The organism is Synechococcus sp. W65.1 (genome assembly GCF_047461615.1).
GTDB lineage: Bacteria > Cyanobacteriota > Cyanobacteriia > Thermostichales > Thermostichaceae > Thermostichus.
On the sequence record NZ_JANSHI010000001.1, the window covers coordinates 235,460 to 257,408 of the forward strand.

Genomic DNA, 21,949 nt, shown 5'->3' on the forward strand with positions numbered 1-21,949 from the left:
GGGGGCTCCCTTTTGTTAAGGAAAAGGACTACAGTTAAGGTCGAGGCGGGTCAGGTGTTCAAAAACGCCACCCCGACGACCCAAGCAGGAGAACAACGTAAGAGATGATGACGGTGCGGGTGCCCCTCGACTACTACCGAATCTTGATGCTGTCGCCACGGGCAGACAAGCATCAGATCGAACAGGCTTACCAAGAGCGCCGCGAGCTCAGGCCAGGCGAACGTTCTTGGCTAGTGGGGTTCTCGCCGCAGGCCGTGGAGGCTCGTGCCCAGCTTGTCCAGGAGGCCGCTTCTGTGCTGCTCGACCCTGAGGCACGGCGCAGCTACGACGAACACCTAACCCTAGCGCATCCCACCCTGACGGTGGACGAGGCCCTTCTGCCGGGAGTGCTGTGCCTGTGCTGTGAAGTTGGAGAGTACCCAGCGGCTTTAAGCTTGGCTCAGCAAATGCTTGATCAAGGACACCCCGCCCGTTCTGATGCCATTTTGGGGCGGGCCGTGGCCCGTTTAGAGCTAGGCCGGGAAGCCTGGCGACAAGGAGCCTATGAAGAAGCCGCGCACTCTTTGCAGACAGGCTTGGCCGAACTGGAGGAGTGTCAGGCTTTTCCCCAGCTCCAGGCAGAGCTCCGCATCGACCTGGGCAAGCTGCGCCCCTACCGCATTTTGCAGCTCCTTGACCCCAATGCCCCAGCTGCCATGGGCAAAGGAGTAGCTGCAGCTCCTGCCCTGGCGCGGCAGCAGGGGCTGGCTCTCCTCAAGGCCATGCTCGACGAGCGGGGCGGCATTGAGGGCGGTGGGCAAGATGGCTCTGGCTTGAGTACGGAAGATTTCTTACGCTTCATCCAGCGCGTGCGCCGCTACCTCACCCTGCAAGAACAGCAGGAGCTTTCTGAGCAAGAGGCGGAGCGCCCTTCCTTGGTCGCTGCCTACTTGGCTGCGCAGGTGCTGCTGACAGCGGGCTACGTGGAGAAACGGCCAGCTCTAGTGCGGCGGGCGCGCGGCTACCTGATTCGCCTCGCCCAGCGGCAAGATGTGCATCTGGAGCAAGCTATCTGCAGCTTGTTGTTGGGGCAAACTGAAGAAGCCCTTAGTCACCTACGCGCCAGTCAGGAAACCGAAGCCTTGCAGTTTATTGAGGAGCACTCTGCCGGATCCCCGGATCAATTGCCAGGCCTCTGTCGCTTTACGGAAAAGTGGTTCCAGGAGGAGGTATTCCCAGAGTTTTACGCCTTGGATCCTGCCCAGGCTAGCCTGAAAGCCTACTTCGACAACCCTCAGGTGCAGGCTTACCTGGACGAGATGCCTAGCCGCGAGAGCTCGCCAGCAGGTACGCCATCTCCACCTCCTACCCTGCCTCTATCCCAGCCGCCCGCTGCTGGGGGGGCCAACCACCCGCCTGCTCCCTTTCAGCAGGGGGCTTCCCAAGAGCCGTCGCACTTGCCCAAGTGGCCTGCTCCATGGGACGGGGAGCCAGCCAGCTCTCCCCTTGGAGAAGGGAGCCCTCAGGCCTACAAGAGGGGATTGCAGGAGGTGGAGCGTCACCACCGCAGCCATTCGGGTTCAAGACGGAGTCGGCCTGAGCCTCCTGCTCCTTCCTTCCACCTCCGCTTGGCTGCCGTGGTCGGCGGGGGCATTCTCTCCCTCGTGGTTAGCTGGCAGATACTGCGCAGCCTGTTCACCCCACCACCGCCGCTGGAACAGCCCCAGGTGCAACTGGAGCAGCCACCGGTTGCTCTTGAGAATTCGGATCAGGCCAAGCCCTCGCCTGAGCCTGAGTTGATTGGCCCCCTGGCTGAGTGGCAAGGAGTCCAACGGGTGCGGGTGATCTCCAACGATGGCATCAATATCCGCCAGCAGCCTAGCCTAAGCGGAGCCATTGTCGGGACGGCCCCCCGCCAAGCTTTACTGCGGGTGGTAGAGGTGCGAGTAGGTGAAGGACAGGTACCTGTCTGGTTGCGCGTTGAGCAAGAGGGGGCGCCAGGAGGGTGGGTTGCTGCTCAATCGGGATCAACTCGCCTGGTTGAGCGACTCTAAGCCTTTTCTGCCATTTGCCTTGCCTAGGCAATAGCTTGTTTCCCGCTTTCCGGTGGTGGATATTCTGCGCAATGCCCCGCTAGGGATCTATCTGGAAGAGCCGCGCACCTGGCTGCACTGTCTTGACCCGCGGGTGAAGTTGGCTTGGTTGCTTAGCTTCCTCCTCAGCCCAATTTTGGCCAGCAGTGGCTGGCGGCTGGCCGTGGTGGCGGTTCTCCTGCTCTTGACGGTAGCAGCCCGTCTGCCGCGCCGGGTCTGGTCGGGCCAGCTTTCGCTGGTGTTGGCCCTCAGCCTGCTTGCTTTTGGGATCACCAGCTTCGCCCCCGATGGCTTAGGGGTCTTCCCCCAGCCGCAGCGGCAGGATGCGCAGGTGGTGGGCTATGGACTTATCTCCAACGCCAACCTGGAGGTGAAGGAGAGGGCAGCGGCCAGACAGGCCTGGCAGCAGCAAACCCGTGCCTGGCCAGCCCCCTACCGCTACCGTTTGCTGCAGGTTTCCCTGCTAGGGCGAACGTTTCAAGTCTCGCGGCGTTCCCTCTCTGTAGCTCTGCGGCTGGGTACCCTCATCTTTACCCTGCTCTATGCCACCAATTTGTTCTTGCTGACCACCGCCCCCGAGGAAATTACGGCAGGGATTGCCCGGCTGTTACAGCCTCTCAAGCGCTGGGGCTGGCCGGTTGCGGAGGTGATTCTCACCCTCACCTTGGCCCTCCGCTTCCTGCCGCTGGTGATGGAGGAAGTCCAGAACTTGGTGCGGGCGGTGCGCACCCGCGATGTGCGTTGGGGATCCCTCAGCTTTCGGGGTGGAATGCAAACCCTTCTGGCTTTGGTGGAGCGCTTTTTTGAAAACCTGCTCCTGCGAGCGCAGGAGATAGCGGCGGCCATGCAAGCTCGAGGGCTAACTGGTCCCGACCATCCTCTGCGCTGGCACCGTCTGCAGCTACGGCGGCTAGATCGAGGAGCGCTGGCCCTCCTGCCCCTGTTTTGGCTGCTGAGAGCTTTGTCGCCCTAAAGATAGCGGCAGGAGCAGCTGGGAAACCGAGCGCCCATCAGAGGAGAGGTAGAAAGACAGCTGCCCTCCCAGGCGCTGCACAATCCGCTGGCAAAGGCTAAGCTCCAAGCCGGGGCTGGCCGCTAGCGGGGACTGGAACAAGGGATCGGCAGAGACGACCTGCTGGGGATCCCCTTGCAGGGCTGCCAGCAGGTGGGGGTCAAAGCGGCCCTGATCCACCACCAGCAGTTCTGCATAGCCAGAGTGCTCCGCACCGCTCTCGCCAACGGCGACCCGGCTCCACAGATCCAGCCGCCCCCCCTCCGGGCTGCGCAAAGCAGCGGCAACCAGCACCTCCCAGAGGACCATCTCCAGGCGTCCGGGATCCCCCCAAACAGTAAGGCTCAGGTCGCCGTGGGCGCGCGGCCACAGCTTGCGTTTCTGGGCCAGACCCTCCAGCCGGCGCAGGCTCTTGCGCACCAAAGTAGCCACAGACAGCGACTGCAACTGCGGCTGCGCCTGCCAGGTTTCTGCCTGCAACAAGGGCTCCACGGAGGCGGCCAGATCCCGCAGCCCTCTGGCAATTTCCACCACCTTTTGCCAGCGCGTGGCCTCGTCTCCTGGCGTTGCTGGCACCTGGCCTAGGCGGCGCAGGCTGTCCAGCAAGGCGCTTTGCAGATCCAGCAGGCGGCGGTGCTTGTACCAGTTCAGCTCGCTGAGCACCTCCTGCCGCTCCTGCAGCGTTTGTACCCAAAGCAAGCGCCGCAGCGTCCAGCCGCAGGTTTGGGCAATCACCGTCGCTGCCGCCTGCTCCTCCGGCTCCCAAACCTTGTCTGCCTCTGCTCCCAGGATCAAAACCCCCAGTGGCTCCAGACCAGGGGAGTCGCCAGTCTCGGGGCCGCCCTCGCCCAGCGGCAGCAGCAGCCAGGATCCCAGGCCCGTCGAGTTCAACCAGGTGCGGCTGGCAGCCGGGATCTGGTCTTGGGAAAGCTGGAGGGGTCCTCTTGCCTGCAGCGCGCGGGTCAGCAAGGGATCCTGGCGATCGATCTCGGTGGGGCCGGTGGGGTAAAACGCGGGGGCGGCGGCAAAAGGCGGCTGCAAGCGGGCCCGGCTCTCCCCTAGCTGCCAACTAACCACCAGCGCCAAGGGGATCCCCAACGCTTGGGCCGTCTGTTGGACGGTGGCGGCGTAGAGCTCCGGCAGGGTAGTCAGGTTCTGCAGCGTCAGACAGGCAGCAACCAGGCCGTTGAACAGTTGCTCTTGCCGTTGCCGCCGCTGTTCCAGTTGGATTTGCCTCAGGATCAGGCCCACGGGTTGGGCGATCCCGCGCAGCAGTTGCCGTTCTTCCCGGCTCCAGGCCCGCCGCTGGGGATGGAGCACGAGGATCAGCCCTTGCGGAAGGGCAGCGGGAGTGGCAGAGCCGCCGACTTCCGTGTGGGTGAGCATGAGGGAACGTACCCCCAGAGGGGCCAGTTCCTGCCGCCAGGAGAGCAGGCGCAGATCTTGGTCGTAGTTTTCTGCCACCACCACCTCGCTGCGCAACAGATCCTGCCAATCTTGCTCGCTGAGGGAGCTAAACTGCTGCGGCAAAGCCTGCTGGCCCTCGCTGCGGTACTCGTAGAAGAGGCGGGGGATAGGTTGGTTGGGATCCAGCGTCAACACCGCTACCGCGGCGGCTTGCAGGCGCTGGCCCAGGCCAACCACCGCTTGCTGGAGAGCCTGCTGCAGCTGAGCCGGGTTGGAGAGGGCCTGGCCTACCTGGTGCACGAACTCCTGGTCGTCGGCCAACTGGCGGAGGCGACGATCCAGATTTTCCAGAGGAGTGGCCAAGGCCAGCCCATGGGCGGCAGCGGCCACCAACTGGCGCTCGGCAGCTTGCCAGGTGCGGGGCACCTCCGACTGCACCCAGATAAACCCCAGCAGCTCCTGCTGCAGCCGGATCGGGGCGGCCAAAGCCGACTGCGCTCGCCATTGCTGCATCAACTTGAGGGGAACCTCGGAGCGCGCTGTCCTCAGGTCGCCCACCACCACCTGGCCTGCCGCAAGAGAGGAGTACAGGTTTCCCAATTCCCGGAGCGCAAGGCTGCCCTCTTCCATCGGGACTACCCCGGCTTTGGTTCCTCTGGCAGTGGGGGCAGGAGTAGGCCTAGCGGCGCTTTCATGGGGAACAAACCGTCCCTCGCTGGGCTTGTGCCAGTACACCTGGATGTGAACGGCGCCCAAGCAGGACTGCAGCTCCTGGGTAACCAGGCTAACCCGTTCTTGCAAGGATCCCGCCTGGCACATCGCCGCCCCCAATCTCAGGAGCGACTCTTCAAAGCGCTTTTCGGCCTGCCGTTTCCAGGCATCTTCCAGCTTCTGCAAAGAGGCTGCCAACTGCCCCAGCAAAATCCCCAGGAGCGCCTTTTCCTCCTCGTGGGTAGTAGCGCCCCACAGTTGGGATCCCAGCATCAGGATCCCCAGGCAGCGCCGCCGCCCTACCGTAGAGAAGGGGTAGATGAAGCAGCCTTGGATCCCGCCCAGCCGCTTGGCTTCTCGCTGCCAAAGACCCATGCGCGGCTCCTGGGAAAGGTCGGGCACGCTGATGGGCCGCTGCTCGAACACCACCTGCTCGAGGATCTCCCCCGGCTGTAGGGGATACGCAGCTTGCAAGAGAGGTCGATCCTCCTCTCGCAGGGTCACGCCACCTTGGCCCACCAACTGGTGATTGGCAGGGTCGTAGAGGGCTAGCCAAATTAGCGGCGCCCCAAACACTGCCTTGACATACTCCAGCGTGAGCTGAATCAGGGCCTTAGCGTCGGTCTGCTCCCGCATCTGCTGCAAGGTTGCCTGTAGGGCCACTAGCGGAGAGACTGCCCCCGCTCCACTAGAGTGAGGAGAAACAGACTGAACCATAGTTCAAGCATTGGCTGGGCAGGTTTGAGGGAAAGCAGGCCCAGCCACCTCTTGGCTCACCTTAACCCTGCTGTTTCTTGGAAGCCAACATTTCCAAGGCAGTTGGAGATGCCCCTGCAGGGTATTGTGCCGTCAATAGAGCTAACTTGCAGTCCTCACTGCCTGGTTACGAGAGGGATCCCGCGCAATTTGGACGTATTGGTTACCAGACTTTGCACAAAGCGCTGGAAGCGCTGCCGCAGGTTTTCGTCCCTGAGGTTGCCCTGCTCATCGAAGGCACTCCAAGCCCGCCCGATGGCAATTTGCTCTGGGATCGCCCAACCGTGCAGCCACCGCACAATCAGGCGCATTTGGTTAAGGGTGTCGCTGTTGCTCTCGCCGCCCAAGACACTGATGAGCCCAAAGACCTTGCCCTCCAAGTGCTCAAAGCTCAGCAGATCCAAAGCATTCTTCAGGCTGCCGCTGATGCTGCCGTGGTACTCCGGGCTGGCCAGAATGATCCCATCGGCCTGCTTCATCGTTGCCCGCAAAACCTCCACATCGGGATAGTCGGGGTAGGATTCCGAACCATCGGCAAAGGGCAACTTCATCTGCCGCAAATCAAGAAGGTGCAGCGGTATCCCCAGCTTCTCGAACTCGCGCCGCACCACCTCCAGGGCCCGATAGGTCAGGGAGTTGGGCCGCAGGCTGCCACCAATGGCCACGAAGCAAGGTGCAGAGGCCGCGGCCAGGACGGTTTGAGAGTCGGCGGTGGGGGCTTGCCCAGTTGAAGAAGACATAAGCCGTGCTCACGGATAGATATCAGTTACGCTGCAAACAATCGTAACTCATACTAACTCTGTCCTGTGGTCCCTCCCCGATTTCTGCCAATTCCACCCCTCCTAGACCAAGAGCTCTAGGACCAGCGGAGCACCTGCAGCAGGTTGGAAAAATCATCCCGCCAGAGGGGATCCCCGGCTTGGGGCAGAAGGGGCTGCCAGGGATCCCCGTCGAAGCTCTGCAAAGCAAGGGAACCCTTGGTCACCAGCACCCAATGGGAAGGGGCCAGCCCCGCCTGGCGCTGGGCAGCGGTGAGATCTTCCTGGGCTTGATGCCAGGCAGAAAGCTGCAATTCTCTGGCCAAGGCAGCCAACACTGGCGCCAAGTTGAGGTGGCGGTTGGTGATGTTAAAAAGTAGCCAGCCCTGGGGCTTGAGCTTGCTGAGGTAGAGGGTCAGGGCCTCCTGGGTGAGCAGATGCAGGGGCACAGCGTCAGAGCTAAAGGCATCCATCACCAGTAGGTCATAGCTGCCATCGGGGATCCCTTGCAGGCGGAGGCGGGCATCGCCCAGGATTACCCGCACCCGCGCCCGCTGGCTGGCCCAGTCGAGGTAAGCAAAGTAGCGGCCTGCCCAGTTGGCCACGGTGGGATCCAGCTCGAAAAAGGTCCACTCATCCCCCGGCTCGGCGTAGGCGGCCAAGGTGCCGATCCCCAGCCCCAACACCGCAACCTGAGCCGGAGAAGAGCCTAGCTGCGCCCGCCACCGCTGGAGCGCCTGGCCCACCGGCCCTGGGCGGGAAAAATAGGTGAGCGGCTCCAGGGCTTTCTGGGGATCCAGGTTTTGGCTGCCGTGCAGCGTGGTGCCGTGCAGGAGGCTGCGGAAGGATCCCGCCTCGTTGCGGTACTCCACAAGGCGATGGAGGCCGAAGACACTGCGCTCGCTGGCTACCACCTGCAGCCCCGGTGGCAGCCAAGGCTGTCCCAGCAGCAAAACCAAGCCCATGGTCACCCCCAGGCGGCACAGCCATCCCCTCCTGCCTTCTCCCCCTAGGGCCAGCACCGCCCAGCCCAAGCCCAGCCCTACGGCTGCTCCAAGGTGAAAGAGCGCCTGGAAACGAAAGTGCACCAGCAAAAGGGGCAGGAGCAACCCCAACCCCAGCCCTAGGCCCAACCGTCCTCCCTGGGGCGCCAAGGCTGCCAGCGCTAGGCTTAGGAGGAGCGGATACTCCAGCACCGCCTCAAACACCTGGGGTGCTAGCAAAGCGGCAAACAGGCCCCCCAAGCTCCCTCCCAAAGCCAGCCACAGGTAAAACCGGGTCAACTGCTGGGCTGGCGGCCGACAGCGAACCAACTGGCTGTGGCAGGCCCAGCTCACCAAGCCAAAAGCCCCTAGATGTAGAGGCAACACTGCAGACCAAGGCTTCAACCAGCCCATGACCTGCGCCCCTATCGCCCCGCAGGCCAGCAAAGCTGTCGTCCCCAAAGCCAACTCGTTGGGATGGATGCCGCCGAAGGCCAGCATAAAGGTCACTAGGTAAATGCTCAGGGGGATGGCCCACAGCAAGGGCACCGCCGCCACATCGGTGGTCAGAAGGGTGGTGACTGCCACCACCAAACCCGCCGGTAAGAAGGCCCAGCCAGCCCAGCGCCAGCCCTCCCCCGGAAAGCTAGGCTCCGCCCTGCCCATTGCAACCGGCTCCCCTAGGACAGAGGGATCTGTCCCCTGTCTTTTTAGCAGCAGCCCCACCCCGCCTAGGAGCACCAATCCGGCCACCAACGCATAGGCTCCTCTCCAGAGCTGGGTTTGCTCAGCCAAAGACAGCCGCGGCTCCAAGAGCAGCGGATAACCCAGCAGTCCCGCCAAGCTGCCGGCATTGCTGGCTCCATAGAGTCCGTAGGGATCCCTCTTAACTCTTGCCCAGCCCCCGTTGCAGCAGTGGCGACGTTCCCGAGAGGAGCAATAGCGGCACCCCTGCTCCGACTGCCAAGTTGGCCAAGAGGGCTAGGGGAGGAAAGGCCTCCTCCGGCTGCGGGTGGCTCCTAAACTCAAAAGGCAAAAACTTAAGCCCCGCCAGCATGAGGATCCCGTGGATCAGCACGCCCCGCTCGGGATGGCGGCCCCGCCCCAGCCAATCCGCCCACAGGTAGCCCAATAGCAGGACAAGCTGGAAAAAGGCCAGGCAGGTATTCCACACCAGGGGGGATCCTCCCCACAGCGGCAGCAGCAACTTGCCCACCAACAACTGCCCCCAAAAGAGGCAGAAAGCGCTGGCAAACAACGTAAGGCCAACCAGCCAGACCACCGCCGCTCCCTTCAGCGGGCCTTGACTTGCAAGGGGAAGCGCTGCCTCAGCTCCTCTTCTACCTTAGGCAGCCATTCTTCTTGGAACACCCACACTTGCCCTTGCTGCACGCGGCCATCGGGGTTTTGCGTCAGCTCTAGCCAATACACCAATTGCTTTCCCCGCAGCACCACGCCTTGCGTGGCCAAGGCAAGGCTATAGCCGGGATTGCCAGCCAGGGCCGCAGGGGCCGGGTAGCGGATGACCTCCACTGCCTGGTCCAAATCGGCGGCGATCTCCGGGCCATAGACCTCGCGAATAGCTCGAAAGAGATCCTCTGCCGTCAGCCCTTGCGGGCGAAAAAAGGTCATCCGTTCCGAGCGGATCGTCTCCCGATCCAGGGGGTTGATGATCCGGCCTGGCGGGGCGACTGAGGCCAAGAAAGTAAACCGGGATCCATCCGGCTCCACCCGATGGATGTTTAACGTCTCGCCTGGACGGGGCCGCAGCACCGGGTTGTCTTTTACCCAGCTAGCCACCTGACTTGGCGCTTGCCCTGGGATCCCCCAAGCGGCTGCTGAAAGGCCCACTGACCAGCAGGTGAGGGCCCAGCCTACCCCCAAAGCCAAACGCCGTTTTCTGCGATTTGGATCTCGACCGGCGAGTTTCCTGCCTTGCTTGGCACCCAAGACCGGCCATGGATTGAAGTCCACTTTCTCACGCCTCCGCACAAGCGAACCCAAGCAAAATGTCAAGCAATACTCCTCCAGTGTATCTGGGGCTCTCAGGCCGCCTGGTGCGCCTAAGCGTGGGCATTGCAGCCAACAGTGGCAGGGATTTTTCAGCGAGATCCCCAAATCCTGGGATCTTGTCCCGCAAAACGTAAAAGATACCTTAGGATTAACAGTAAGCAAATCTCAAACGCATCAGGTCAGCACCTCAGGAGGTAAGCGATGGCTCTTGTTCCCATGCGCATCCTGCTGGATCATGCCGCCGAACATGACTACGGCATTCCAGCTTTCAACGTCAACAACATGGAGCAGATCCAAGCAATCATGCAGGCTGCCCATGAAACCAACAGTCCAGTCATCCTGCAAGCCTCTCGAGGGGCGCGCAAGTATGCGGGCGAACACTTTTTGCGCCACCTGATCCTGGCGGCGGTGGAAACCTATCCCCACATCCCTGTGGCCATGCACCAAGACCATGGCAACAGCCCCGCCACCTGCTACTCTGCTATCCGCAATGGCTTCACCAGCGTCATGATGGATGGCTCCCTCAAAGAAGATGCCAAAACCCCGGCCAGCTATGAGTACAACGTAGCCGTTACCGCTGAGGTGGTGAAGGTGGCCCACGCGGTTGGCGTGACGGTGGAAGGGGAACTGGGCTGCCTAGGGTCACTAGAGACGGGCCGCGGCGAGGCGGAAGACGGCCACGGCGCCGAAGGGGCTCTTAGCCGCGACCAACTGCTTACCGACCCGGATCAGGCAGTGGACTTTGTCGAGCAAACCCAGGTGGATGCGCTGGCCGTAGCCATCGGCACCAGCCACGGCGCTTACAAGTTCTCCCGCCGGCCTACGGGGGACATCCTAGACATCGATCGCATTGCGGAGATCCACCGCCGTCTGCCCAACACTCACTTGGTGATGCACGGCTCCTCCTCGGTACCCAAAGAGCTCATTGACATCATCAACCAGTACGGCGGCTCCATCCCCGAAACCTACGGTGTGCCCATTGAAGAAATCCAGCGGGCCATCAAAAATGGGGTGCGCAAAATTAACATCGACACGGACAACCGCCTAGCGATTACGGCTGCCGTGCGCCGCGCGCTGGCCGAGAACCCGAAAGACTTTGATCCCCGCTCTTTCCTCAAGCCTTCCATCAAGGAAATGCAAAAGGTGTGCGCCGAGCGCTACATTGCCTTTGGCTGCGCCGGTCACGGCACCAAAATTCCTGTCGTTACCTTAGATGAGATGGCGGCTAAGTACGCCTCCGGCGCTCTGTCGGCTCAGGTGAAGAAGACCGCTGTGGTCTAGGGATCGCTTGCCCAGCTTCTCATCGCTCCCCTCTCCTCTGTAAGGAGGGGGCTATTTTTTGCACCTCAAACCCTGCCCCTGGCAGTGCGGCAGCTCCAGGTGCAGTTAGCTCCAGGACTCTTGAGGGATCGGGCCTAGGGCCATTGCCTCCCAGAAAGGGGCCGAAGGCTGGTGCAGGACGATGCGATTGCCATCGGGATCCCACAGCTCCACCTCTTGGCCGTGAAAGGCCTGGCGCAGAGGGGAAGGGGAGATTTGGTACTCGGCTAACACCGCCGCTAGGGATCCCAAGTATCCAGCTAGATCCCGCACCTGCAGGCAGAGGCTGGCTGCCCCCCCTGGGACTGCCAACTCCGGCTCACGGCTGTGGTAGAGGCCCAGTCGCAGTCCCGGCAGCCGAAACTCCCCATACACTGGCTCGCCCTGGGGAGGAACCCGAACCTGGGGCGGGATCCCCAAAAGGGCTTGGTAAAAGCGCAGCAAGCGAGGTAAGTTGGGGGTGGCCAAGCTGAACAAAGCCGCGGCAATCTCCATGGCAACCCTAGCCCCCTTTTGCTTTTCCACTCTCTCCCAAGGTTGAACTATAGTAGGTAGCAAGACTTGCTGCCTCTTTACAAAAAACTGGAGCAACCTACCGTGCTGGGGCTATTTAGCCGCTTTTCCCGTGACATGGGCATTGACTTGGGCACGGCCAACACGCTGGTCTACGTGGCCGGGCGCGGCATTGTCCTGCAAGAGCCTTCTGTAGTGGCCATCGACCAAAACACCAAGCAACTTCTGGCGGTAGGGGAAGAGGCCAAAAAGATGCTGGGCCGTACCCCCAGCAACATTGTTGCCGTGCGCCCTCTGCGGGATGGCGTGATTGCCGACTTTGACACGGCAGAGATGATGCTCAAGCACTTCATCCAGCGGGTACACGGAGGTCATTACTTGATTGCGCCGCGCATTGTCATTGGCATCCCCAGTGGGGTGACCGGTGTGGAGCGGCGGGCGGTGATGGAGGCAGCCCTGCAGGCGGGGTCGCGGGAAGTGTACCTGGTGGATGAGCCGGTAGCAGCGGCAATTGGGGCTGGCCTACCGGTGCAGGAGCCCGTAGGGAACATGATTGTCGACATTGGCGGCGGCACTACTGAGGTGGCTGTCCTCAGCCTGCAAGGGATCGTGCTAAGCGAATCGGTGCGGGTGGCAGGAGATGAGCTGAGCGAAGCCATCATCCAGTACATGAAAAAAGCCCACAATCTTACCATTGGAGAGCGCACCGCCGAAGAGATCAAAATTCAAATTGGCTCTGCCTACCCCACTCAGGAAGAGCTGAGCATGGAAGTGCGGGGGCTGCACCTCCTCTCGGGCCTGCCTCGCACCGTGACGGTCAAAAGCACGGAGATCCGCGAGAGCATGGCCGAGCCTCTCTCAGTCATTGTGGAGGCCATCAAGCGTACCCTGGAGCGCACGCCGCCGGAGCTTGCTGCTGACATCATTGACCGTGGCATCATGTTGGCAGGAGGCGGAGCCCTGCTCAAGGGCCTGGACGCTCTGATTAGCCATGAAACTGGGATCATGGTTCACATTGCCCCCGATCCCCTCAGTTGCGTGGTGCTCGGCACGGGGAAAGTTTTGGAGGATTTCAAAACCCTGGGTCGGGTGTTGAGTGCCAGCTTCAAGGCCTAGCAGGGTTTGCAGCTCTCAATTTTGGGTGGGAGTGGAGTGGTTAAGAGGAGTACTGCTTGAGTCGGCTACGCCAATGGAGGCGCAAGGTTGGGGGACTGCTCCTGGCTACTTTGGCCCTAGGGGCCGCCCTAAGTCTGCGCCAAACGAAGGGATCCCTGCTGGTAGAGGTGTACACCTGGCTCACGGCCCCACTCCGTCCAGCCGTGAATCCCGAGGAGGTGCTCCGGCAGGCTGCTACCCGTGAGCTACAGGCCCTAGTAGCCGAGTTGCAGCACCAGAACCGCGAGCTAAGGCGGCTGCTGCAGCTTGCCGAGCAAGGGCCCCAAGTGAAGATCCCGGCAGCCGTAGTGGGCCGCAGTGCCGATCACTGGTGGCAGCAGCTTACCCTTGACCGCGGCAGCCGGCAAGGGATCAAGGTAGGGGATGTGGTGGTGGCGCCGGGAGGACTGATTGGTCGGGTTGAGGCAGTAACCCCCAACAGCAGTCGCGTGCTGCTCATTAGCGATCCCACCAGTCGAGTGGGGGTGACGCTGAGCCGCAGCCGGCAGATGGGTATCTTGCGGGGCACTGGCAGCCAGGAAGCTATTCTGGACTTTTTTGATAAAAATCCTCAGGTAGAGGTGGGCGATGTGGTGGTCACCTCGGGGCTGAGCAGCCTCTACCCCGCTGGGATTGTCGTGGGAACAGTTCGGGCAATTAACTTAGATGCTAGCCCTGCTCCCCAGGCCACTGTTGAACTGTCGGCGCCGCTAGGGTTTCTAGAATGGGCCTTGGTCTACCCCTATGCTCAACCTGCGGCTTCCCCCTCTTAAACCTCACCTCAACTGGCTGGTTACCGTCCTGTCAGGGCTGTTGGCAGCGGTGGCTCCGTGGTGGCGGGGGCCGGGCTTGGAGCTGGCGGGCTTGACCCCCGATTGGCCTTTGATTTGGGTGGTGTGCTGGAGTGTGCGGCGAAAAGCTTGGCAGGGGGCTGTTGCCGGGATCACCCTGGGGTTTCTGCAGGACGCCCTCACCAACCCCTATCCTACCCATGCTCTGGGGTTAGCCGTGGTCGGGATCCTCGCAGCCAGGTTGCAGAAACAGCGCTATGTGCACGAGGACTTTATCTCCATAGCTTTGATTGTCTTTGGCATGGTGGTGATTGCCGAAACGCTGATGGCGTTGCAATGGATGTGGCTGACGGCCTTTGCCCCGGCAGGCATGGCAAGTTCCCCGCTAGGAAGCCTTGGCAGCGCCGGCCCCCGCTCCCTAGAGAGCATCTGGTGGAACCATCAACGCAATGTCCTTACCTCGGCCATTTTAAGTAGTTTGTGGGCACCGGCTCTGTACTGGCCTCTTAGCCGTTGCTGGCACTCCCAAGAGCGGGATCTGCAGTAGCTGCGGAGGGAAGAGCAAGCTAGCCCAGCACCCAGCGCTGCAGGGCAATGCCAAGGAGCAGGCCCAGGCCGCCAAAGCGCACCACCTGCCAAAAGGTTGCAGGGAGAAACACTTCCAGCAGATAGGCTTGCAGCCGTTCTTCTAGCTGGCTGACTTCCGTCTGGAGCTCAGCCCATTGGTCAGGGGAAAGCTGCGACAGGCGCTCCAGCTGGCGCAGGTCGGCTAGCCGTGCCTGTAAGATCTCAAGCCTTGCTTGCAAAGCCTCAAGCGGATCCGGGGAATCGGGAGGAGCTGTCACGGCTGGGTCTTGGCTGGAGTGAAAAATCCGGTCTGAATTTCGTTGAAGGGCTTGGCTTGGATCACCCCCGGGGGAACGGGATCCAGCTGGAAAAGAGCCCGAATGGCGTTCTCCACTTCCGTGATGGGGCGGTTGCCGATGGAGCGGTAGACAAGCTTGCCCTGGGAGTCAAAAAGAAGGGTTTGGGGAACTCGGCCGCTATAGTACTGGCCGCGCTCATCGCCTGGCAAAAGAGAATCCACTGAGTAAGGAATGAAATAGACTGCCCGGCCATAGCGAACCTGCAAGCTGGAGAGAGTTGCCGCGTACCGTTTGCAATCGCTGCTGTCGTCGATGTAGTAGACAAGAAGGGCCGGGATCCCTTGTTCCTTCGCCTGCTTTAGGGAGACGCGCGGCGGAACCATGCCCCCATTGGAGCCGTAGAGGGCAAAGATGTTGCCGTCGTAGCGGTCGTCGTTGAGAAGAGCATGGGCAGGCGGAGACAGCCAACCCGTTAACAGGAAACAGGCAACCAGCAGGAGAAGACGGAGCTGCCGCATATTCAAGCGAGGGCCTGTCGGAAAACCCGGCAAGGGGGGACTTCCTCATTGTGCCACTTGCACGGCGCCGCCTTGTTCCCCTGGGCTGGGATCCAGCTTGGGAGCGGTGGATGATGGCCTCCGCCCATCGTAAGGTAGCCGGCGCTATTCGTGCCCCCTAGGCATTGCCAGCAGGCTACGCAGGAGGTTAGCCTTTGGAACAGTCTCCTGGCAGAGCGACTCTGGAGATGCTGCTCTGCGGAGGCCAGCCTAGATGGAAAGCTGTCCATGGGAGGGTCTTGGATCCGGTGTTGCTAGCTGTCGAAGCCGCTGCTTCCGTTGAGCCGCCAGGGGGAGACAACCTCGCTCCTGTGATCTTGGTGGCGGTGCTGCTGGCACTGGTGGTTATCTACCTGGTCAGCCGCATTGCCGGGGAAATAGCCGTCCGCTTCGGCTTTCCTCCTGTACTGGGCGAGCTAGTGGGGGGTGTCCTGGTGGGCGGTTCTGCCCTGGGGCTGCTGGTTTTTCCCGAGGGGCCGCCTTCTGCTGAGACGTTGCCTGCTTTGGCCCATGCCTCGGCTCTTATGCAACTTTTACAGGCCACCGCTGGCCTTGACGAGGGATCCCTGGTGCCGGTGTTTGCCTCCCAGGCTGAGATCATCGAGGTCCTCTCGGAAATCGGGGTCATTATCCTCCTCTTTGAAATTGGCCTCGAGTCCGATCTGGGGGAACTGTTGCGGGTTGGCCCGCAGGCGGCGGCTGTAGCCGTTATTGGGGTTGCTGTCCCCTTCGCGGCGGGAACACTGGGCCTGCTCTACCTTTTTCATGTGCCCGTCATCCCCGCCATCTTTGCGGGGGCAGCTCTGACGGCAACCAGCATTGGCATCACCGCCCGCGTCTTGGCCGAGCTGCAAAAACTCACCTCCCCCGAAGGCCAGGTGATCCTTGGCGCCGCCGTGCTGGACGACGTGTTGGGCATTATCATCTTGGCCGTGGTGGCGAGCTTGGCCAAAACCGGCGAGGTTGATGTCGCCGATGTGGGCCTCATCCTTGTCAGCGCTGTCGTCTTTCTGGTCGGCTCTATTGTCTTGGGGCGACTCCTCAGCCCCTACTTTGTGGCTCTCCTCAGCCACCTGAAGACCCGCGGCAACCCCCTTCTGCCGGCTCTGGTGTTGGCTTTCCTGTTGGCCTACGTGGGGCAGGCCATCCACCTGGAGGCGATTCTGGGCGCCTTTGCCGCTGGCTTGATTTTGGGGGAAACGGACAAGCGCCAAGAGCTAGGAGAACAGATCAAGCCCGTTTCCGACCTGCTGGTGCCCATCTTCTTCGTCTGTGTTGGGGCCAAAACCAACCTCGCCGTCCTTAACCCCACCCTCCCTGCCAACCGGGAAGGGTTGATCATTGCCGCCTTCTTGGTTAGTGTTGCCATTTTCGGCAAGCTGGCCGCTGGCCTGGGGGCGTTTGGCAAGCCGGGCCTCAGCCGTTACGCTGTCGGCGTGGGCATGATTCCCCGCGGTGAGGTGGGCCTGGTGTTTGCTGGGGTGGGATCGGCCAGCGGTGTTCTTTCCGGCGCCCTTGACGTCAGCATCGTTGTCATGGTGATTGCCACCACCTTCGTTGCCCCCCTCTGGCTGCGGGGAGTGCTGGGGGGTGGAGAAGCAACAGCAGCCACCACGGCAGCTCCAGAGGCCCCTTCCTCTCTCCTAGAACTCCAAGCCGAGGTTACAGAGCAAGATCGCAAAGGGGCTGAGGGCACCCTAGAGCCTGTCCCTCCGGCCTCGGAACGGCTGGGTATTCCCGAGAGTTAATGGAACGGTTGCCGCTCCGCCCATAGGCGCCGCCAGATGGCCTGCACCAGCAGCCGGATAGGATTGCGCCAGCTCGGCTCCCCTTCTGCAACCTTGGCCGCTGCCTGCGCCGGCGGTGCTACTTGGACTGGGGACGGCTCGAACCGCTGCAGCGTGGTTGCCCGCCGATCCAGGACTGGGGTCTTGAGGCTGCGGAAGCTTACCTCCTGGAGGTACTGCTGCAAGTCGACCTCAGAAGAGCGGCAAACGTAGTCTTGCAGCCGCACCTGCTCTCCCAACAGAATTTGATCCCCGTCTTTGAGATCCCAGCTCAAACATCTCTGCCCGTTGACCGAGAGGCCGTTCGTGCTGCGCTTGCCCTCGATATTCCCATCCAGCAAGCGGTAGGTGTACTGCCCGTCCTTTTGCGGTAGCCGCAAGAGCAGGGCGTGTTGCCGAGAAACAGCCGCCGAATGAATGACAATGGCGTTGCTGGGATCTCAGGTGGCGGCACTGAGGGCCAAGGCTCGCCTTCCCTGCTCGTCGTCGATCACCAAAACGTGCCAAGTTTGGGAAGCTGGGTCGGCAGGCATGGCTTGGGGTTAGCTTGGCCAGGAACGGAGGGGCCAAAGAGGGTCTTCCCTATACCCCTATATACCCCTATAATAGGGTAGGGCTTTTTGCCCGCGAGGAATCGTAAACACCGGTCATGACTGCACCTTCCTCCCTTCTCCAGGAGCTTCCTCCGATTTACCCTGGCGTTGCCGTGCGGGTCATCAACCCCAACGATACCTACTACCTCTTTGAAGGCCAGGTGCAGCGGGTTACCGACGACCACGCTGCTGTCCTTTTTGAAGGCGGCAACTGGGATAAGTTGGTAACCTTCCGCCTCACGGAATTGGAAGTGGTGGACAAGTCCCGCCGCTAGCTCCCTTGGGTGTCCCTGGGACTTCCCATGCGCAGCCACTGGCAGGAACCTTTCCTCTGGATCCACGCTGCTGGGATCCTCCTTTTCCCCCTGTGGATGGGGCTAACTATTGTTGGGTTGGCTAGGGGGGATCCCCTCCTGCCGGTGGGCGTGGAGCAGGCCGCAGTGGCGGTGGCAGGCATTGGGCCGGTTTTAGCTATGCAGTGGCGCAAGCCCTTCAATGTCTTCAGCCTGTGGGTGGTCGCCTTTCCTCCGGAGGAGCTCTCCCCTGACCAGCGCCGCATCCTGGCTGCTTTTGTGAGCCCGGAACACAAGATCTTGACGGTGTTGGCGGCGTTCCTACTGCTAGAGGTTCTCGAGCGTCTTTACGACTTGGCACCTCTCTTTGCCCCCCTTACTCCCGGCGATGGCAGTCGGCTAGCGGGTCTAGTCATTGCTGCCTTTGGCTTTTGGGGAGCCAATGTGTTTTTGCAGATCCCTCTTGCTGTAGCGCGGGTTCTTTTCTTGAGCGATCTGGAGCTGGCCCAGATCGACCCCATCCCTGCTGAAGAGATTGAAAGCCGCTTTTCCAGCTTTGGCACTCGCCATAACCTTTTGCTACGGCGGCTGCTGCGCCGTTTGGCCAGGGTCCCAACCCAACCCTAAAGCAGGAACGGAAACCAATCCCCAGGGCCAGCTTCCTCGGCTAAGACAGCCACACCCTAAAGCCCAGCTTTTCTTTAGCCGAGTTTTGAGGGCAGGTTTCTGCCCCGAAGAGGCTGCAGCTCGATGTTAGATTGGTGGATGGGATCCAGACCATCGGCATTCTCCCGACTTCGAGGCTACTGCACCGGCCATGGCGAGCAACTTTTCCTTCCGCTTCAGGCAATTTGCCCAACGCCTCCGAGAAACCACCCAGCTTCCTCCCTTTTTCACTGACCAAGCCACCAGCGAAACCCAAAACCTGGCCCGGGAGTTGGCCTTGGTGGGGGAATATGCCACCCAGCTCAGCCAGGTGGTGATGGAAGTGGACTTCCTCAACCAGCTCTATACCCGCCTCTTGAACGAGCGAGAAGTGCTGCAGCAGGAAAAAGAGAACTTGGAGGCGCGGGTCTTTGAGTTGCAGCAGGAGCGCAACGAGATCGAGCCCCAGGTGATGCACCTGCGCGAACAACTCAGCCAAGTTGCCTTTCAACTGGAGCAAACCCAAAACCGCGAGCGCAGCCTCAGCGAACGGGAACGACAGCTCTCGGAAATTGTTGCCCAACTGGAGCGCCGTCGAGCTGTGCTCAACCAGGCCATTGAAAACCTTACCAACCAGGAGGCCGACTACACCGTCCGCAACAAAGAGCTGGAAGCGGTGATCAAAGACAACGAGCGCAAAGCTCAGCAATACCTAGAGGCCGTCAACCACTACCGCGCATACTTGGAAGAGCTAAACGCCCAGATCCAAGAGGCCCAGGCCAAGCTGAAAAGCCTCGGGGTCGAGCCCAAACCCGCTAACCTGCCGCGGCTTGAGGATATGGAAAAGCCAACTCCCATCCCCACACCGCCGCCTTCCCCTCCAATTGGCTACCCACCGCCCCCGCCTCAGCAGTCTCCTCCAACCCAGCCAGGTGGCTATTGGCAGGAGAGCCCCTTCGACGACGATCCCTGGGCCTAGCCTGCCGGCAGTTGCCGTTTTGCAGCGGAGTTCAGCGTTCCCTCTTCTGACCTATCTGGGGAAGGGGTGGGATCCAACATCACAAACAGAAACGACTCCAGCCCTGCCAGGTAGGTGAGCACCTGCTCCTGAGCCGCTTCCTGGTCTATTCGATTGGCTTGGGCTGCTTGCTCGATGAGGCTGGCCACCGCCGTTGGCCCCTGCAACAGGGATCCCAGCCAGGCCATCTGGGCCCCGGGAATGGTTAGGCGCCCACGGCTAGCCCCTGGCCAATTCATAGCAAACTCCTGCTTTTTTTCGTGGGCCTGGGCGAAGTTGTGGCGAAATTCAGCGTTGTCCGCCAAGATGGGGTTGAGCTGTACCCTGCCTCTCAGCCAGTCTTCATCACTCCAGGGCAAGACCAGGGAAGAGCCAGGGTGCTCCGCCCAAAAGTCGATGAGGCGGTGGTTGGGGCAGATCAGCTCGTAGAGGTGGTTTTGCTCGGCGGGAGAGAGCTTGTCCAGCTCCGCCTCTAGCCAAGCCGGCATGGCTCTGTCTTTGAACAGCAGCGCTGGATCCCAGTCAGCGTAGTCCACAAGGCAAACCAAGCCCAGCTCTGCCTCTTGGAGCATGCGCATCAGGTCTGGGATCAGAAATCCCTTGTCCCCAGGCAAGAGGTAGTTGGCCCGGATGGCGGCGTCGTCGCTGTAGAACTTGGGATCCCAGCGCAGGGCAGCCCGCAGCTCGTCGGAGGCCAGGCTGGTCATGAACTCCCGCACCCGCCGGCAGGCTTCGGGGGTGGGCAGCTCAAACAGGCCCAGCAGCCGGAACGCCTCCTGCATGCGGAAGATCACCTCCCGCTGGTAGGCGTGGTGTAGGTTGGCCCGCAGGATCCCGTTTGGCTTGAGCACTCGCTTGAGGGCCTTTAGCCCAGCCACCGGGTCGTCCAGCAAATAGAGCACATCGTTAAGGCTGATAAAGTCAAACTGCAACCCGAGCCGTTCGACCTCCAACAAGTCTAGGGCGTAGAGCTCCACCTCCCCGAACCCGTGGTAGCGCAGGCGCCGCTCGGCTGCTCGCACTGACTCTGGCGCCAGATCACAGGCCACCAGCCGCGCCCCTGGATTGGCCTCCGCCAAGAGCAAGGTCTCCCAGCCAGAGCCACAGCCGACATTGAGGATGGTGATCCCCTCGCTGGGCAGGATGGCGCGGGTACGGGCGTATTGGGCCGTCGTCCAGCTCAGGCGGTACAGGCTGTCGATGGCGTTGCGGCCTGACGTCTCGAGGGGCACGTTGGGATAGGGCAGTTCCTCGTAGAGTTGCCGCAAAGACTCAGTCGTGCTGCCGGCCATGGGATCCGCTCCTAGGAAGCTGCTTCTTATGCTACTGCCCCAGGAAGGCCGCAATAGCGCCGGCAATGGCCTCATTGCCCCCGCGATCCAGCTCCTCCGGCGCCTGGGGAGGGTGAGGGGGATCCCGCAAGAAGTCCCAGGATCCCTCGAAAAACTCCTCGGCAGAGAGGATGCGATGCCAGCCGTAGCGCCGCAATCCCTCCACCAATAGGGGCGACTCGGCAAACCCAAAGCGGTTGACACAGGCCATGGGCGTGCCACAGCGCAGTGCCTCTGCCAAGGTGCCATAGCCCGGCTTGGACACCACCCAGCGGCAGAGGGGCATCACATCCACTGGCCGCCACACTTGACCGTCTAGGACTCGCAGGTTGGGCAAGGCAGGAGCCTGCTGGTCAAAGGTGAGAAACTGCCAGTCGGGAAAATCCTCCAGCCGCCCGTAGGGCAAGCCCTGCAGCCCCAGCCCGCCAAAGGTCAACAAAACCGTGGGCTGCTCCCGCTCTAGCCCCAGGCGCTGGGCCACCTCCTCTGCCAAGTAGCGCGGATCCGACCCCGTCAGCCCCACGGCCTCTTGGCGGGGAAAGGCGCCCATGGGCTCGGCAAAGGGCAGGCGAAACAGCCGCTGGCACCGCCCGTACAGCTCGCGGATCCAGACCACGAAAGGCTGGAACTGGGGGCCATACTCTTGATAGATAAAGTCCCAGCCGAAGTTGCTCGCCATCCAGCAGGGGATCCCGGCGGCCTGGGCAATTGCTGCAGCCAGCGGCGGCACGTCCGCCAACACCAAGGGTATCCCCTGGGCGCGAATGAACTCCGCTTCTTCCTGAATCAGTGCCTCAGCCCCGGCTTTGAACGTCTTGAGGGCAGCTAGTGTAGCCGGCAGATCTGCCTGCAGACCATCGGGCTGCACCACGCCTACATCCAGGGCCCGCTGTCGATGGAGAAACGACCCCTCCACATAGCGCTCCAGGAGCCAGCGGGGGGCTGGTGTCACCCAAATGGGCAGGACATTGGGATCCCGCCGCCGCAAAGCGTTTACCACCGCCGCCAGGCGGGTGACGTGCCCAAACCCATGGGCCGTTGCCGCCACATACAGAGGAACCGGCTTCACCGCCATAGCCTCAGGAAAGAACAGGCTGAGGTCTTTCCCGCCAGGAGACCCAGAGGTTGCTGGCCAAGATGAGAACTAGGCCCAGCACGGAGCCGGGAGCGATCTGCTCCCGCAACAGCACCGCAATCAGCCCCAGCGACAAGAAGGGTGTTACATAGACCCAATTGGCCAGGGATCCCCGCTCGTTCGCTAGCTCCAGCGCCCGCAACCAGAACACAAAAGTCAAGCCCATCTCCGCCAAGCCGATGTAGGCCGCCCAGCCCAGCCCTGCCATTGTCCACCTCAGCTCCTGAAACGGC

22 protein-coding genes are annotated in these 21,949 nt (G+C 61.7%); 10 read left to right on the forward strand and 12 right to left on the reverse strand.

What is annotated here, in order from left to right; all coding sequences use genetic code 11:
* Positions 1 to 104: 104 nt before the first annotated feature.
* Both NW806_RS01155 and NW806_RS01160 read left to right on the forward strand, forming a co-directional pair.
* Complete coding sequence (locus NW806_RS01155) at positions 105 to 2,033, forward strand: SH3 domain-containing protein (protein WP_414409700.1); 1,929 nt, start codon at positions 105 to 107, stop codon at positions 2,031 to 2,033.
* Between the two features lie 55 nt (positions 2,034 to 2,088).
* Positions 2,089 to 3,045: an energy-coupling factor transporter transmembrane component T family protein gene (locus NW806_RS01160; RefSeq protein WP_414409722.1), complete on the forward strand. Its 957-nt coding sequence runs from the start codon at positions 2,089 to 2,091 to the stop codon at positions 3,043 to 3,045.
* On the opposite strand, the gene NW806_RS01165 is transcribed toward NW806_RS01160, so the two are convergent.
* The 5 genes from NW806_RS01165 to NW806_RS01185 all read right to left on the reverse strand — a co-directional run bounded on the left by NW806_RS01165 (position 2,983) and on the right by NW806_RS01185 (position 9,589).
* Positions 2,983 to 5,919 (reverse strand): GAF domain-containing protein, encoded by a 2,937-nt coding sequence (locus tag NW806_RS01165; protein WP_414409701.1) that lies wholly within the window; start codon positions 5,917 to 5,919, stop codon positions 2,983 to 2,985. The two genes, NW806_RS01160 and NW806_RS01165, sit on opposite strands and share 63 nt — an antisense overlap.
* A 155-nt stretch (positions 5,920 to 6,074) precedes the next feature.
* On the reverse strand, positions 6,075 to 6,698 hold the full coding sequence (locus NW806_RS01170) for an NADPH-dependent FMN reductase (protein ID WP_414393211.1): 624 nt from the start codon (positions 6,696 to 6,698) through the stop codon (positions 6,075 to 6,077).
* A gap of 116 nt (positions 6,699 to 6,814) precedes the next feature.
* Positions 6,815 to 8,542 carry a spermidine synthase gene (locus NW806_RS01175; RefSeq protein WP_414409702.1) on the reverse strand — a complete coding sequence of 576 codons (1,728 nt, stop codon included), beginning with the start codon at positions 8,540 to 8,542 and terminating at the stop codon, positions 6,815 to 6,817.
* Between the two features lie 43 nt (positions 8,543 to 8,585).
* Positions 8,586 to 8,981, reverse strand: a complete 396-nt coding sequence (locus NW806_RS01180) for a hypothetical protein (protein ID WP_414409703.1) — start codon at positions 8,979 to 8,981, stop codon at positions 8,586 to 8,588.
* A gap of 11 nt (positions 8,982 to 8,992) precedes the next feature.
* The gene (locus tag NW806_RS01185; RefSeq protein ID WP_414409704.1) at positions 8,993 to 9,589 is read right to left on the reverse strand and encodes a hypothetical protein; all 597 of its coding nucleotides are present in this window, start codon (positions 9,587 to 9,589) and stop codon (positions 8,993 to 8,995) included.
* 324 nt (positions 9,590 to 9,913) lie between these two features.
* Here NW806_RS01185 and fba point away from each other — a divergent pair, with 324 nt between their 5' ends.
* Positions 9,914 to 10,993, forward strand: a complete 1,080-nt coding sequence (gene fba, locus NW806_RS01190; RefSeq protein WP_414393205.1) for a class II fructose-bisphosphate aldolase — start codon at positions 9,914 to 9,916, stop codon at positions 10,991 to 10,993.
* Between the two features lie 105 nt (positions 10,994 to 11,098).
* Here the strand turns inward: fba and NW806_RS01195 are convergent, their stop codons facing one another.
* The gene (locus NW806_RS01195) at positions 11,099 to 11,527 is read right to left on the reverse strand and encodes a VOC family protein (protein ID WP_414409705.1); all 429 of its coding nucleotides are present in this window, start codon (positions 11,525 to 11,527) and stop codon (positions 11,099 to 11,101) included.
* A 105-nt stretch (positions 11,528 to 11,632) separates the two neighbouring features.
* On the opposite strand from NW806_RS01195, the gene NW806_RS01200 reads away from it, so the two are divergent.
* The 3 genes from NW806_RS01200 to mreD are packed head-to-tail and all read left to right on the forward strand — an operon-like array spanning position 11,633 to position 14,038.
* Complete coding sequence (locus NW806_RS01200; RefSeq protein ID WP_414393785.1) at positions 11,633 to 12,661, forward strand: rod shape-determining protein; 1,029 nt, start codon at positions 11,633 to 11,635, stop codon at positions 12,659 to 12,661.
* A gap of 56 nt (positions 12,662 to 12,717) precedes the next feature.
* Entirely contained in the window at positions 12,718 to 13,473 is a 756-nt protein-coding gene (gene mreC, locus NW806_RS01205; protein ID WP_414409706.1) for a rod shape-determining protein MreC, read from the forward strand.
* Entirely contained in the window at positions 13,445 to 14,038 is a 594-nt protein-coding gene (gene mreD / locus NW806_RS01210; protein WP_414393199.1) for a rod shape-determining protein MreD, read from the forward strand. Before mreC ends, mreD begins: the two co-directional genes overlap by 29 nt.
* Positions 14,039 to 14,057: 19 nt before the next feature.
* On the opposite strand, the gene NW806_RS01215 is transcribed toward mreD, so the two are convergent.
* Both NW806_RS01215 and NW806_RS01220 read right to left on the reverse strand, forming a co-directional pair.
* Positions 14,058 to 14,336, reverse strand: a complete 279-nt coding sequence (locus NW806_RS01215; RefSeq protein ID WP_414405491.1) for a hypothetical protein — start codon at positions 14,334 to 14,336, stop codon at positions 14,058 to 14,060.
* Positions 14,333 to 14,908, reverse strand: a complete 576-nt coding sequence (locus NW806_RS01220; RefSeq protein ID WP_414409707.1) for a thylakoid membrane photosystem I accumulation factor — start codon at positions 14,906 to 14,908, stop codon at positions 14,333 to 14,335. The genes NW806_RS01215 and NW806_RS01220 overlap by 4 nt, the downstream gene beginning before the upstream one ends.
* A 194-nt stretch (positions 14,909 to 15,102) precedes the next feature.
* On the opposite strand from NW806_RS01220, the gene NW806_RS01225 reads away from it, so the two are divergent.
* Positions 15,103 to 16,662: a cation:proton antiporter gene (locus NW806_RS01225; protein ID WP_414409723.1), complete on the forward strand. Its 1,560-nt coding sequence runs from the start codon at positions 15,103 to 15,105 to the stop codon at positions 16,660 to 16,662.
* Here NW806_RS01225 and NW806_RS01230 read toward each other — a convergent pair.
* Positions 16,659 to 17,126 carry an FHA domain-containing protein gene (locus NW806_RS01230; RefSeq protein ID WP_414409724.1) on the reverse strand — a complete coding sequence of 156 codons (468 nt, stop codon included), beginning with the start codon at positions 17,124 to 17,126 and terminating at the stop codon, positions 16,659 to 16,661. The two genes, NW806_RS01225 and NW806_RS01230, sit on opposite strands and share 4 nt — an antisense overlap.
* 224 nt (positions 17,127 to 17,350) lie before the next feature.
* Between NW806_RS01230 and NW806_RS01235 the strand changes: the two genes are divergently transcribed.
* The 3 genes from NW806_RS01235 to NW806_RS01245 all read left to right on the forward strand — a co-directional run bounded on the left by NW806_RS01235 (position 17,351) and on the right by NW806_RS01245 (position 19,211).
* Positions 17,351 to 17,569 (forward strand): NAD(P)H dehydrogenase subunit NdhS, encoded by a 219-nt coding sequence (locus tag NW806_RS01235; RefSeq protein WP_414393193.1) that lies wholly within the window; start codon positions 17,351 to 17,353, stop codon positions 17,567 to 17,569.
* A 9-nt stretch (positions 17,570 to 17,578) separates the two neighbouring features.
* On the forward strand, positions 17,579 to 18,214 hold the full coding sequence (locus NW806_RS01240; protein ID WP_414409708.1) for a low-complexity tail membrane protein: 636 nt from the start codon (positions 17,579 to 17,581) through the stop codon (positions 18,212 to 18,214).
* 190 nt (positions 18,215 to 18,404) lie between these two features.
* On the forward strand, positions 18,405 to 19,211 hold the full coding sequence (locus tag NW806_RS01245; protein WP_414393190.1) for a hypothetical protein: 807 nt from the start codon (positions 18,405 to 18,407) through the stop codon (positions 19,209 to 19,211).
* Here the strand turns inward: NW806_RS01245 and NW806_RS01250 are convergent.
* The 3 genes from NW806_RS01250 to NW806_RS01260 form a co-directional block, all read right to left on the reverse strand.
* Positions 19,208 to 20,542, reverse strand: a complete 1,335-nt coding sequence (locus tag NW806_RS01250) for a class I SAM-dependent methyltransferase (RefSeq protein WP_414409709.1) — start codon at positions 20,540 to 20,542, stop codon at positions 19,208 to 19,210. The two genes, NW806_RS01245 and NW806_RS01250, sit on opposite strands and share 4 nt — an antisense overlap.
* A 31-nt stretch (positions 20,543 to 20,573) precedes the next feature.
* Entirely contained in the window at positions 20,574 to 21,656 is a 1,083-nt protein-coding gene (locus tag NW806_RS01255) for a glycosyl transferase (RefSeq protein WP_414409710.1), read from the reverse strand.
* Between the two features lie 4 nt (positions 21,657 to 21,660).
* Positions 21,661 to 21,949, reverse strand: a 289-nt coding sequence (locus NW806_RS01260) for an EamA family transporter (RefSeq protein ID WP_414409711.1), incomplete at its 5' end; no start/stop codon positions are given.